Below are 13,070 nucleotides of genomic sequence, written 5' to 3'. Positions count from 1 at the left end.
CTAGCTGGAGTGTTCCGAGATGAAACGCTGGCCGATTTACGACGAGGAACAGATAGCCGACGTTGTGGACGTTCTGAGGTCAGGCCGGGTGAACGCCTGGACCGGCGACCATGTGAAGACCTTCGAACGCGCTTACGCGCGCAGCCTCGGCCGACGTCATGCCGTGGCGCTGGCCAATGGCTCCCTCGCGCTGGATCTTGCGATGAAAATCCTCCACATCGGCGCCGGCGACGAGGTGATCGTAACGCCCCGCAGTTTCGTCGCGTCGGCCGCTTGCGTCATGTTTGCCGGTGCGACACCTGTCTTCGCCGATGTCGACCCGGCCTCGGGCAATCTTTCCGCCGAAACGATCGCGCCGAAGATAACGGCGCGGACAAAGGCCGTCATTGTCGTGCATATCGCCGGATGGCCGTGCGACATGGCGCCGATCATGGAACTGGCAAAGCGCAGCGGCATCAAGGTGATCGAAGATTGCGCCCAGGCGCATGGAGCCGAATATAACGGACGGCCGATCGGCTCCTTCGGTGACATAGCGGCATTTTCGTTCTGCCAGGACAAGATCATCACGACGGGCGGTGAAGGCGGGCTTGTCGCGATGGACGACAGGAAATTGTGGCTCGCCGCCTGGAGCCTCAAGGACCACGGCAAGAACTATAATGTGGTCTTTGCCCCTCATCGGCCGACCGGATTCCGCTGGTTGCATGACAGCATCGGCACCAACTGGCGCATGACATCCATCCAGGCCGTGCTTGGCTTGCGGCAGCTCGAACGCCTGCCCGACTGGATTCACCAACGCGAGCGCAATGCCGCCATCTGGGTAAACACGCTTGCCGATTTGCCGATGCTGTACACGCCCCGGCTCGATCCGGCACACAGGCATGCCTGGTATCGATGCTATTTCTATATCAAGCCGGAGATGTTGTCTTCGGGATGGTCGCGGGACGAGCTGATCGCGGCCGTCAACGCGGCAGGCGTTCCGTGCTTCTCGGGCAGCTGCTCCGAAATCTACCTCGAGCATGCCTTCGCCGATGCCGGCGTGGCGCCGTCCGAGCGACTGCCCGTCGCGCGGCAGCTTGGTGAAACGAGCATCGCGTTCCTGGTCGACCCGTCCTGGACGGTCGAGGAAACGGCGGCGGCAGCGTCGACGACGCGGTCCATCCTTGTCGCGGCTGCGCGCCAGCTCGAGGCGGCCTGATGAACGAGCACGCGATCAGGAAAGATGGAACCATTCCGGCGTCTTCCTTTGGAGAGCTGAAATTGGTGCCGTCTTCAGCATTGCAGAACCTCACCCTTCCTCAGGAAAAAAGAACGCTGCTCGGGTTCGAACTGCCGACCGTGGCCCGGCTTTATCAGCAGATGATCCTCATCCGGCTTGTCGAGGAGCGCTTGCTGGAGCTGTTTTCCCAAGGGCTGCTGTTCGGCACCACGCACACATCCATCGGACAGGAAGCCAATGCGGTGGGGGTGGTGAACGCTCTTGACCGGGATCGTGACATTGTCTGGAGCAACCACCGTTGCCACGGTCATTTCATTGCCTACTCGGGTGAAGTCGAGGGCCTGATCGCCGAGATCATGGGGCGCGTAACCGGCATTTGCGGGGGGCGCGGCGGCAGTCAGCACCTGTGTTTCCGCAACTTCCACTCCAATGGAATCCAAGGCGGCATAGCGCCCGTGGCGGTTGGCTGCGCGCTGGCACGAAAGGACGATGGCGCCGTGGCAGTGGTTTTCCTGGGCGATGGAACGATGGGTGAAGGAGCTGTTTACGAGAGCCTGAACCTCGCTTCGGTTTTCGGTGCTCCCGTGCTTTTTGTGGTCGAGGACAACGACATCGCCCAAACCACCCCAAAACATCTCACCGTTTCCGGTTCGATCATCGCCAGGGCCGAACCTTTCGGCATCCGCACGTTCGCCTACGATGGCAACGATCCAGTCGAGATATGTGAGCTTGCCCAGGAGGCTGTAACCTATATTCGCGCCGAGGGTCGCCCGTGCTGGCTCTACTTGCGGACCGAACGGATCGGTCCCCATAGCAAGGGAGATGATACCCGGCCGCCCTTGCGGCTTGAACAAGCTCGATCCCGCGATCCGATCCCCCCGATGCGCCAGCGCGTCGCGCAGTTCGAGGAGATCGACGCCTTTTGTCGATCTGTCGTGGACCGCGCCGTCGAATCCGCGGCTGCCGCAGCCCTAGCGCGAGGCTGACCCATGCGCGTCGTCGAATCGATCAACCGCGCGCTCCACGATCTCATGCAAGCCGATCTCCGGCTGGTGGTTATGGGCGAGGATGTCCTCGATCCCTATGGCGGCGCCTTCAAAGTGACCAAGGGCCTGTCCACGGCCTATCAGGATCGTGTCTGGACCACGCCGATCAGCGAAGGTGGCATCGTCGGCATGGCGGCGGGCATGGCCCTCAAGGGCAGGCCCGTGATCGTCGAGCTCATGTTCGGAGATTTCATCGCCCTTGCCGCCGACCAGATCATCAACCACGCAGCCAAGTTTCGCTGGATGTACAACGATCAGGTCGAGGTGCCGATCATCATTCGCGCGCCCATGGGTGGACGGCGCGGCTATGGGCCGACGCACTCGCAAAGCCTGGAAAAGCATTTTTGCGGCGTGCCGGGCCTTACCGTGTTTGCAACGCATGAGTATGCGGATCCAGGGGCGCTCCTGCACCGGGCCCTCGCTTCTCGGTCCCCTCACCTGATAATCGAAAACAAGGTCATGTATTCGAGGCCCGTGCTCGGCACGGCCGCACTTCCACATCCGGCGGATTCGGACGTCGTGATCCTGGCCTATGGGGGTTGCGTCGAGCACGCGGTTGCTGCCGCAAACAAGCTCGCCGAAGAGGAGGAAATCGCAACCACCGTGGTGGCGGTTGAACAGCTGTCGCCTTTTCCTGGCGAGGAGGTCCTGAGCCAGGTCGGCCAGTGCAGCCGCGTTCTCGTCGTGGAGGAAGGCTCTCCTGGCTGGGGCTTCGCGTCCGAGTGCGCGCGCGCCTTGATCGGCCGGGTCAGGCACTTCAGCGCATTGGCTGGGCCAAACCACCCTATTCCCTCAAGCCGCGAATGGGAGGACGATCTGCTGCCAGGTGTGAACGCCATCCAGGCGGCCTGCATCGATCTGTTCAAGAAAGGCTAAGCTTTCATGACTGTGCTTGTCGAAGCCCCGCGGGTTAACGCCAACGAGGACAATCTTCAGTTGATCGAGATCAAGGTCGTGCAGGGTGAAAGCGTAGAGCAAGGGGCTCTTCTCTTTGTCCTTGAGACCACGAAGGCTGCCGTTGAGGTCAATGCCTCCGAGGCAGGGGTAATCGGCCGGCTCGACGTCAAGATCGGCGACTTCGTCGCCGTCGGTTCAACGCTGTGCGAGATCGTCGACGAAAATGCGAGCGCATCCGCAGCGGCCAGCCCAGCCGATAGCGCCGTCAAAGAGGTCGCGATAACGGCCAAGGCCCGCAAGGCCGCGTCCGAGCTCGGGATCGACCTGGCGGATGTCACGCCCTCCAACGGCCGCATCGGCGAAGCCGAGGTGCGCGCGGCGGCCAGCTGCCGATCCGAGGCAATAGTTGCAGGTTCGCACGGGGCGCAGTCCGCCGTTCCTTCCGCGTCCACGCGGCGGGCGGTCATCATCGGCGGCGGCGGCCACGCCGCCTGCTTGATCGATGCTCTCGACGGCTCCGGATACGAGATCCTCGGCTGCACCGACCAAGCCCTGCCTGTTGGCCACCACGTCTGCGCCGGCATCTCGGTGATCGGTACGCAAGAGAGCCTGGAGCGTCTGCTCGGCGAGGGTACCCGCTACGCCTTCATCGGCATCGGCGGAGCCCAGTCCAGCGAGGCGCGGCGGGCAATGTTCGAACGCGCCGCGGCCATGGGTTTCATTCTGCCGCCTGTGATCCACCCATCCGCGATCGTCTCCAAGGATACCAGGATCGGAGATGGCTGCCATATTCTGGCCGGCGCGAGCATTGGTCCCCGCTGTACGATCGGCAACAACGTGATCGTCAACCAGGGGAGTATCGTCTGCCACGACAGCGTCGTGCAGGACAATGCGCACCTGACCCCGGGCGCCATCCTCGCCGGCGGGGTGAGCGTCGGGGCCATGTCTGTCGTGGGCATGGGCGCAACGGTGCTGCTGGGCGTCCAGATCGGTGCCGGTTGCCTGATCCACAACGGCGCGCACATCAGTGCAAACGTCGCGGACAACACCATCGTCGACGCTCAGGGCCGCCGGCACCTCCGCTAAAAGCGATTTCCAGCAAAGTGTAAGACGGCTTTCCGCGTTTCCGTTCAAACGCGACGCGCTTTGAACCTCGGAACTTCAGGCGCCTTGTCGCAGAGCTCTTGCCAGCAATGGCTCGAGTGCCTCGGACCCTGGGATGCTGAGGTGGTGGCTGTCAAAATACAGCAGTTTTCCGCCCATCATCACAACACACCGTTCCTGCGGACAAAGCGCCTGCGTTGGATACACGCGAATGAGGCCGCGATGTTGGCCCAGCCTGTCCAGAACGCCAAATGCAATCTGCTGCCGCTCCCGGTAGAGTCGCTCCGACACGTTGAAGCCAGACAGGTCATGTCCCTGCGCCACGAGTCGAGCCGCCGTGGAGGGGACGTCATAACCCACTTCTGGGACGGGATAGACGATGATCACGTTCTTGCCGGCCTCGAGGATCCGACGCACAGTTTTTCTCAGGGATATCTCGAATGCCTCGCGCGCCTCGTTTGAGAAGCGATCGAATTGAACGCCGTTGCGGTCCTGCAACTGGGGAAGGTCGCCGTTGCGTTCTGCCGGTCCAAGTTCGACCGCACGACCCTCCAGATAGAGAGACCACCTGGCAGCAATTATAACGGTCTTCAGCTCTGGGCGACCGAGGACGTATTTGAGCCGTAAATCGTTTCCCTGGATGCACGCTCCGTCGGTTCCGACCCCAAGCAGAGGGGGGCAGCGGGGAGTGGCGCCGTAGACCGTGCTTGCGCCATTTGCAGCCAATTCGGACATCGCGCCGAATAGCGCTCCGGCGTGCGAATCCCCCCACAGGAAGATGCGGGCATTTTCAGAGGTGCCTATTGTACAGGGAGACTTTGCCGCAAGCTGAAGCAATACGTCTGCGCATTTATCCGCTTCAGGGTTGGCGGAGAAAGCATAGCTGGACAACACATTCACGTCCTTGGAGAAGCGCGTCGGCCAGCCATTGTCATGGTAGATCACGGCACCGGTTATTACCGCGGCGACGATGGCCAAAGTACCTCCAGCCAAGACGGACACGGGGCGGCTTACGCGCGACGGCACTCTGAGCGGCCGCTCAATGTATCGCCAGGACAGCAGCGCCAGCGTGAACGAGGCAGTCACCAGGCCAACAGACTGAAGCGAACTCAGCTCATCGATTGCCAGGTAACTGCCCAGGACAATCAGCGGCCAATGCCAAAGATACAGGGAGTAGCTTATCAGGCCCACGCCGACGAACGGCCTTGTCGAAATCAGCCGCGTGACCCAGCAGCTCGCTTCACGTCCTCCGTGAATGACAAGGGCAGCTCCGATGCACGGAAGGAGCGCCGCGATACCGGGGAATGAAGTCGTCTCGGAATAACCCAGCACGGCAGCGGCGATCAGGAGCAGTCCCGCCCAGGTCGCCACCTCACTTTGCCAGCGCTTGGTGAGGCGTGGGAATGCTTCGAGCGCCATGAGGCTGCCCAACAGAAGCTCCCACGCCCTGAATGGGGTCAGGTAAAAAGCGGCAGCATCGTCGTACTGCATCACCACGATGGTTGCGATGAACGAAATTCCCGCGAGGCTCGCAATGAGACTGCGAACATTGCCGGCTCCCAGGCGCCAGATCGAGACAAGGAATATCGGAAACAGGATGTAGAACTGCTCTTCCACCGCCAGTGACCAGGTGTGGATGAGTGGCTGGTCGTACGTTTCTCCATCAAAGTAGCCCGTCTTCAGCCAAAAGCCGATATTGGACGAGAAGAGAGCCGTGGCGACGAAGTTACGGCCGAAACGTCTGAAGTCATCGGGTAAGAAGATGAGGGCGCAGGCCAGCGTACAGACTGCCAGCATGGCGAACAACGCCGGAAAAATGCGGCGTATGCGCCGCTCGTAAAAATGCCAGACCGAGAATTCGCCTGTCTGGAGATCCCTGGCGATCAATTGCGTTATCAGGTAGCCAGAAATGACAAAGAAAATGTCGACACCGACATAGCCGCCGCCGACCTTGGTGAAACCGGCGTGAAACAGCACAACCGACACGACAGCGATGGCACGTAAACCATCGATGTCGGCTCGATAGGTTGGAGCCGCCTGTGCTGAATGGAGCGATGCCGGACGAGAGGGTTTTCGACCGTCCAACATCACGCTGGCAGCGAGGCTGAGCCGATGAGCCTGAAAGCGTGACATACCGATGCTGTATAACGGCACTCTCGCGCCACTGTCCGCCCGCAATAGGAGGTAACCTGCGGCTAAATCGGACTACGCCGTGGCCCCCGCGAACAAGATCGAAATGGCCTCTGGAACAACAGGGAGGCGCGAAGGCCGGGGGCTTTTGCCAAGCGGAGCGGTTCGACGTGGCGACTTGCGGCCGTTTTGGCGTCCTGGCTGCCGAAAAGCCCGCCGATTCCGACCCGGTGTAGGTCACGCCCCGCCCCGGCTGCGGTTCAGCTCTCGCCTGCGGCCAAGACGGGTTCCGTTAATGTCCGCGATCCTGCTACGCGGCTGCTTGATCATCGGGTGGAGTTTTCCCACGCCAGCCCACTACTTTTGGGCAGGGGTGTCCTTCGAATTCCTGAGCATTGCAAAATCTGGATCGGTGTAGGTTGGAATGGTCTGCGGGGTCCAATTTGAAGGCTCAAATGGCTGTTGCGCATCCCCCTTCCCTGAAACCATCGGACGCACCGCATGTCCTGCGCGACGCATCCGCGAAACCAGTTTCCGACAAGTCATTCAATGTGGCTGCGCATGGGCTTCGTGGTGTCGCTTCGCTTATGGTGTTCTTCGCGCATCTCCTGGGCGGCACGGCGGAGCATATCTACGCCTCGAACGCCGCCTATGTAGCGGCCATTGGGCCTTTCTGGAATTTCGGCACCTTCGGTGTGTGCCTTTTCTTCGCCATCAGTGGCTTCGTGATCCTTCCGAGTGCGCTGCACTACAGTCCCCGTGAGTTTGCCGCCCGACGGTTCCTGCGCGTCTACCCGCTGTTCTTCGTTCTTAGCGTGCTCTACGTCGCACTGAACGCCGCGACAAACCTCTATCCCGAGACCAACAATCTCACCGCAATTCTCGCCGGACTGACGTTCCTGAATCTTTTCGCCCACACAGAGCAGCTGACGCCGAATGCCTGGAGCCTGACGTTCGAAGTCTGGTTCTATGTGTTCACCGGTGCCTTCGTGTTCTTCGCCATCCGTCGCCCCAACAAGCTTGGGTTGGCCGCTCTGGGTCTTCTCGCGGTGCTCTTTATCGCCAGATATCCGATTGCCCTGTATTTCGTTGCCGGCGGCCTGATCCGTCTCGCCTACGATCGATATGATTGGATGCGTGTCGGTCGCCATCGGCTGGCCGAGAGCGCGGCGCTGGCAACGTGCGTCTTCATATCCACTCGCGGCCACTATGACTATCACTGGTCCGATTTCCAGAATGCCGAAGTGCCATTGCTGGTCGCTGCGACGGCGCTTTACTTCGGCCTTGCGGTGTCGCGAAACAGCTTGACTGCGCTGCTTCTCGGCAATCGGCTTCTTCGCTACTTCGGGACGGTCAGCTACAGCCTTTATCTGGTGCATCCCTATACGTATTTTCTGACCCGCTCCCTCTTTTCGCACGCTCACCTCTTCACCGCCAACGTCGTCGTCTCGATGGACGCCTTCATTGTCGCTGCAAGCGCTATCACCTGGATACTCACGCATCTCGCGAACCGCAGCCTCGAACTGTGGCCCTATGAGTTGGTCTATCATCAGAAGATCTACCGCTCGACATCGCAGCAGAATGCCGTTCGGACGTGGCTTGGCTTAGGCACCAAACGCTTCGCATGGCTGCGGGGATAATGCAGGGCTGCGACGGTCCATGGCCCGAGACCATGGCTGATCATGAGAGATTAATCGTCGGACTTGGAGAGCAGGTCCGTCAAGCGAGACACGTCGGGCACAACGAGTTCCTTTGCGCGGCGCAGCACAATCCCGACACTCTGCAGATAACTGAGTTCGCGGGCCACCGCTTCCCGATGCGTGCCGATGCGATTGGCCAGATCCGTATGGGTGGGAATGGGAGAAATCATCGCCGAACCGTCAGTGTCGATACTTTCAACACACAAGCGCAGCAGTTCGCTATGCACGCGTGATCGAACGCTGAGTGTCGAGAGTTCAACGATATGCTCGACAAACGAGTGCTGGCGCTCGACCAGCATTTGGACGATGGCCTGAAGCGCCTCGGGATCGTTCTTGATTATATCCAGGAAGGCCCGATTGCCGATGGAGGCAATGGTGCATGGTCCTGCGGCTTCGATCGAATAAGGCACCGCAAGAAGGTCCCCGCTTAAAGCCACTTCATTGACGAGCGATCCCTCGTGCGCCGATGGGAGCCATACAATTTTGCCTGTACGGGTATAGACAGGGAAGCGAAGCTCACCCTCCAGAAGAAAAAATACTCGATCGACCCTTTCGCCGGCCGGAATCAAGACATCGCCGTCTTCGAGATGGAACCAATGACAGCGTCGGTTCATCTCGGCCAGCGTGGAAGGGCGAACGGCATGGAAATGCTCGATATCGCTCAAGTCCGGGCTTTGCGATGTGTTCCTTTCGGCTGTGGGAGTGGTTTCCCTCTCCGTCTGCGGAACAGCATATCGATCTAGCGGCTGTTTCAACTTTCCTCGCACCCTGCAAAATGTCGAGTCTTTGTCAGACTCTCCAATTCGAGCGCCTGACAAAGCCAACCGGCACCGTTGCCGCGGGCAAAAGAAATCATCATTTTTTGACCGAGGCGGCAGCCATGCCTCAATTTCGTATGCTCACACCATCATAAGGCGTTGTGTTGAGGATGTAGGCTACCTCGGTACGATTTCTCGCGCGAAGCTTTTTCATGACATTGCGAATATGCACCTTGACCGTGCTTTCGCACATGTTGAGCTCGTATGCGATCACCTTGTTTGCCTTGCCCCGCCGCAACGCTTCGATCACCGCCATCTGGCGCGACGTGAAAACATTGTCGCCCTGCGGCTGCTTCGCGGGTTGGCTGTCCTTGATCGCCTGGCTCGAACTAAAGAGGACGCTCGGCGGTACGAAAGTCCCTCCTGCCGCGACAAGCTGAATAGCCTTTGCCGCAACCTGCAAGCTGACGCTTGTTGGGATGTAACCGCGTGTCCCGCTTTCCACTGCTTTGACGATATCGTCAAAGCTTTCGATATCCGAGAGCATTACGATTCCCAGAGAGGGTCTGGTTGCCTTGAGATGGGCAATCCGCGACAGATGATAGTCCGCCTGAGAATTCGACCACATGACGCATAGCAACACGGTCGAGACGCGTTCGGTCTCCTCCGGGCTGGCAGCGTCAAACGCTTCGACCGTAGGATAGCGCTGGATACGAAATGATGGCTCGATGAGTTCGAGGCTTCTGGCGAAACAGTCGCACATCAGCGGTCTGTCATCGATGATCGCTATCTCCATCTCCTCCCGTGAGGGAGCAGGTCCGATATGATTGGCATTTGCGACAGATGAATAGGGAGCCAAGTCGGTTTTGACCGGCTGATCGGTAATGGACAGAATTGTCATAGCTTATCCCCAACCCAAAGGTTCAACTCCAGTACCCACGGAATTCACCCCAACGGAGAATCCGCTTCGAATACCCACCTCCTTAAGGTATTAGTAATAACTTGCAGATCGATGAGGCGGTGTGACAAAACGCACACCCTGAATATAATCGCATATTTTTAGCAGGATTAGAGCCGGGACGGCAAAATGTCGTAGTGGCAAGGCTGCCTCCACCAAAAGGTGTATCCTCAACGAAAAGGATGCCGGGGGTTGATCCGCATGCAATCTATAACGAATTGCAAAGGAGGATTTTACGTGACATCGCTTTTAAAACTGTAAATTTTCACATCCACATCCAAAGCACGTAAAGTAAACCTGAAATTATGCCATTGTGAAGTAAAGTGTATCTTGGAAGACACCTCATGCCGGACTCCGAGCAACGAGCCGTCAGGCTGGTCAAGCCTCCGAGCGCGGCCTCCGTGAGCTCCTCCAATATGGAATTGACCTCTATTCGAGCCATTGCCGCAGGTGTCGGCCCAATTTAATGGCAAGCGCGACAATCGTCAGGGTGGGCATATCGTTTCCCCCGGTTGGAAAAACGGAGCTCCCGGCGACAAAAAGGTTCCCGAGGCCGTGAACCTGGCACGTGGCATCGACCACGCCAGTCCGCGGATCGGCGCTCATCCTCGTTGTGCCCATGTGGTGCCTCACCCATCGGTATGGGATATCGTCTCCGCCTGGGGGCACCTGTGTGCTCGATCGAACGTCGCTTCTGTGGCCCAGCAGCCGCATCTCGTCGGTGATGATTGTCTGCACGCGCTCGAGTGTACGCCGAACGAGAGGCCCCACCCTCCATTCCAGCTTCACGCGCGGAAGACTGAATTCGTCAAGTCTTGTATCGAGCGTAACCCGGCTTTCCGGGTCCGGCTCTTGTTCGAGGATCGTGTCAAAATGAAAATGTCTTACGCGCCCGCGTGAGTGCCCAAGGCGCTCGATGGCTGACGCGACCGACGCTGCGGGATGTCTGAGGATGGTGCGGCCACTCTTGATGAGGTCGCGATGGAGGCGCCCCTTCCGCAGCCAAAAGGCAAGATAATGCAACGCCTCGGAGCCACCCAGATCATTGGCGCAAGGTCCCGGCTTGATCCACGTCCGGGAGCCCAGAAGGCGTTCACTTTCACGAATCTCCGGGCGCAGCGCCAGCCCGAATGCACCGGTCACGCCGCAGTGCTCTTGCTCCGACAAATAAGGCCTCCGCGCCACAATGGATGGCACGTGAAGGGCCAGCGCGGTGTCGGGATGGCAGACCTGCAGGCTCCCCCATTTCACGCGCGGATGCTCCATGAAATAGCGGCCGACCAGGTCGTACTGGTTGCCTATGCCATTCGGCGTCTGCCGGTTTGAAACCAGGAGCAGGCGCGCGTTTTCGATCCCGCCGCAGGCCAACACAAAGGACCGTGCCTGGATCCGGAATCGCCTGTTTGGCGTACTGGCCACCTCGATGGAGCGAACCCATCTTCCCGAGGAGTCGGTGTCTAGCCGCAAGGCCGTGGCGTGCAGGAAAACCTGCACGTTTTTTGCCCTTTGCAGCCTGGCGCGCAATGTCGCCCCCAAATCCGGGACGGGACTGAGAAAGCATCGTTCGGAAAACAGTGGTCCGGTCATAGGCAGAGCCGCGGAGGCAGGCCATTCGGCTTGCAAGTCGTCGATGCCTAGCAAATCGGCGGCCGCCTCATAGTGAGGGAGGAGCGAGTTGCGATCGACAGGCCATCCGCTCATCGGTATCCAGGACCGAGGCTCGAAATCGGCGTGGTCCAGCATCTTGCACCACCCACCCCAACCAGCCCTGCCGGTACTTCCGCCGAACTGGCGGATCCTGCAAAGGTCCAGCGCCTCATAGGGTCTGCCTACAGAGCGGCCGCGCGACAGTCTTTGGCGCCAGTGTTCGTATGTCAGACCGCCGCTTTCGATGATGCATATGCGATGCCGTGTTCCTTCGAACTGCGAGGCGAGCGCCAAGCCCGCCGCACCCGCGCCCACGATGCACAGATCTGCCTCCAGGCAAGCGCCTTGGGGAACGCCGTCGCAATCCTCAATCATGGCGACGTTGAACGGACAGCAGGCGCGGCAAAATCGTCACCGGTAGGACCATACGGTCAGGTTCGTGAGGTCTGATCACTGGCGATCCGTTGTCCAAGCCTGATCCTCTTTGCCGCTTGCGAACGCAGTGCGGTGAAATTCGGCGCCACCAACGGGTAGTCAGGCGGCAAACCCCATTTCCTGCGATAGTCGGCCGGTGTCATTCCAAGCGATGCCAGATACCGCTTCAGCGATTTCATCCTGCGTCCATCCTCCAGGCTGATTATGAAATCCGGAGTCACCGATTTGCTGATTGGTACGGCGGGAACGACCTTTGGTTTGCTTTTTTCCGGGCCTCCCGCGAGGGCCTGCAAAGCGCGGCCGACATTTTCCACCAAATCCACCAGATCAGAAGGTGAGGCCCGGTTCCTGCTGACAAAGGCCGAAACAATCTTGGCAGTTGATTCCAGGTGATGGACGGGGTCAGTGGCCATGGATCCGCTCTCGACTGACGATGGTTATCGTCCGTGGCCAAATGCGGGGCCTGTTTGGATCACTCGTTTGCCGAACTTTCCAACATCAAATCGGGAGCAGATGCTCCTGATCCTCCCCGCCTTTGGAACCCTTCAATGGCATCCGCAGGGGCCATTTCTGTCAATTGCCCTTGGCGGCGCTGAATCCATCCAAAAGTGGTAACCGGCAGTGACAGCCAATGTGCCCCTCCATTGCCATCGCGACCCGTCGTGCTGCGGTTGCTTGACGTTTTCTTGAAGATCGCCAACATCGATGCGCCTTCTACACGACGGCGATTGAAATATCGGATGCACATTTCCGCATTCTTAGGCGTAGGCCATTTTAACAGCGGCCGACTGCTACACAATTACGATAGAGGCATGATGGCATTTATCTTTTTATTACTTTATATAAATCGAGATTTTACAGGTATAATCTCGTATCAAACTGTCATTAAATGTGTATGACTCGATCGTGATTGTGAATAAACTTTCTTCGAGAATCTGATTATTAAGTATGCGGGGGAGCTTGGATATCAGGAGACGATATGACCATTAAAGTTACAACTACGGCAAAGTTGCTGGTGGGGGCGTTCTTTGCTCTGGGAACCATAGGGATTTCCAATGCCGGCGCAGCCGGGGAGTCTGGCGTCCAGGTAAGCTCGCCTAGCGAGACCGGGGCCAAAGCTGGCGGCGCCGGTGAAACCGGCGGCAAGGCTGGCGGTGCTGGCGAGACCGGCGGCAAGGC

General features: G+C 59.1%; 10 protein-coding genes and 1 pseudogene. 6 read left to right on the top strand and 5 right to left on the bottom strand.

Annotated features, from left to right (window positions below):
* Positions 1–19 precede the first annotated feature (19 nt).
* The 4 genes from X743_RS140420 to X743_RS1000000170080 are packed head-to-tail and all read left to right on the top strand — an operon-like array spanning position 20 to position 4,245.
* Positions 20–1,195: a DegT/DnrJ/EryC1/StrS aminotransferase family protein gene (locus X743_RS140420; protein WP_023768886.1), complete on the top strand. Its 1,176-nt coding sequence runs from the start codon at positions 20–22 to the stop codon at positions 1,193–1,195.
* Complete coding sequence (locus X743_RS0137375) at positions 1,195–2,202, top strand: thiamine pyrophosphate-dependent dehydrogenase E1 component subunit alpha (RefSeq protein WP_023768885.1); 1,008 nt, start codon at positions 1,195–1,197, stop codon at positions 2,200–2,202. Before X743_RS140420 ends, X743_RS0137375 begins: the two co-directional genes overlap by 1 nt.
* A gap of 3 nt (positions 2,203–2,205) precedes the next feature.
* A complete protein-coding gene (locus X743_RS140425; RefSeq protein ID WP_023768884.1) occupies positions 2,206–3,138 on the top strand; it encodes a transketolase C-terminal domain-containing protein in 933 nt (310 codons plus the stop codon).
* A 6-nt stretch (positions 3,139–3,144) separates the two neighbouring features.
* Complete coding sequence (locus tag X743_RS1000000170080) at positions 3,145–4,245, top strand: NeuD/PglB/VioB family sugar acetyltransferase (protein ID WP_023768883.1); 1,101 nt, start codon at positions 3,145–3,147, stop codon at positions 4,243–4,245.
* Positions 4,246–4,320: 75 nt separating this feature from the next.
* On the opposite strand, the gene X743_RS02760 is transcribed toward X743_RS1000000170080, so the two are convergent.
* The gene (locus tag X743_RS02760; RefSeq protein WP_084555653.1) at positions 4,321–6,396 is read right to left on the bottom strand and encodes an acyltransferase family protein; all 2,076 of its coding nucleotides are present in this window, start codon (positions 6,394–6,396) and stop codon (positions 4,321–4,323) included.
* Positions 6,397–6,848: 452 nt separating this feature from the next.
* Here X743_RS02760 and X743_RS1000000170075 point away from each other — a divergent pair, with 452 nt between their 5' ends.
* Positions 6,849–8,033, top strand: a complete 1,185-nt coding sequence (locus X743_RS1000000170075; RefSeq protein WP_084555652.1) for an acyltransferase — start codon at positions 6,849–6,851, stop codon at positions 8,031–8,033.
* A gap of 50 nt (positions 8,034–8,083) precedes the next feature.
* On the opposite strand, the gene X743_RS0137355 is transcribed toward X743_RS1000000170075, so the two are convergent.
* The 4 genes from X743_RS0137355 to X743_RS140440 all read right to left on the bottom strand — a co-directional run bounded on the left by X743_RS0137355 (position 8,084) and on the right by X743_RS140440 (position 12,304).
* Positions 8,084–8,758 carry a Crp/Fnr family transcriptional regulator gene (locus X743_RS0137355; RefSeq protein ID WP_023768880.1) on the bottom strand — a complete coding sequence of 225 codons (675 nt, stop codon included), beginning with the start codon at positions 8,756–8,758 and terminating at the stop codon, positions 8,084–8,086.
* A 220-nt stretch (positions 8,759–8,978) separates the two neighbouring features.
* Positions 8,979–9,752 carry a response regulator transcription factor gene (locus tag X743_RS140430; protein ID WP_084018938.1) on the bottom strand — a complete coding sequence of 258 codons (774 nt, stop codon included), beginning with the start codon at positions 9,750–9,752 and terminating at the stop codon, positions 8,979–8,981.
* A gap of 486 nt (positions 9,753–10,238) precedes the next feature.
* Positions 10,239–11,552 carry a GMC oxidoreductase gene (locus tag X743_RS140435; RefSeq protein WP_198028511.1) on the bottom strand — a complete coding sequence of 438 codons (1,314 nt, stop codon included), beginning with the start codon at positions 11,550–11,552 and terminating at the stop codon, positions 10,239–10,241.
* 335 nt (positions 11,553–11,887) lie between these two features.
* A complete protein-coding gene (locus X743_RS140440) occupies positions 11,888–12,304 on the bottom strand; it encodes a MucR family transcriptional regulator (RefSeq protein ID WP_023768877.1) in 417 nt (138 codons plus the stop codon).
* 566 nt (positions 12,305–12,870) lie between these two features.
* Here X743_RS140440 and X743_RS1000000173155 point away from each other — a divergent pair.
* Positions 12,871–13,070, top strand: a pseudogene (locus X743_RS1000000173155) (hypothetical protein); the annotation flags it as partial.

Origin of the sequence: Mesorhizobium sp. LNHC232B00 (assembly GCF_000502435.1) — a bacterium.
GTDB lineage: Bacteria > Pseudomonadota > Alphaproteobacteria > Rhizobiales > Rhizobiaceae > Mesorhizobium > Mesorhizobium opportunistum.
This window is presented reverse-complemented; position numbering and strand designations above follow the sequence as displayed.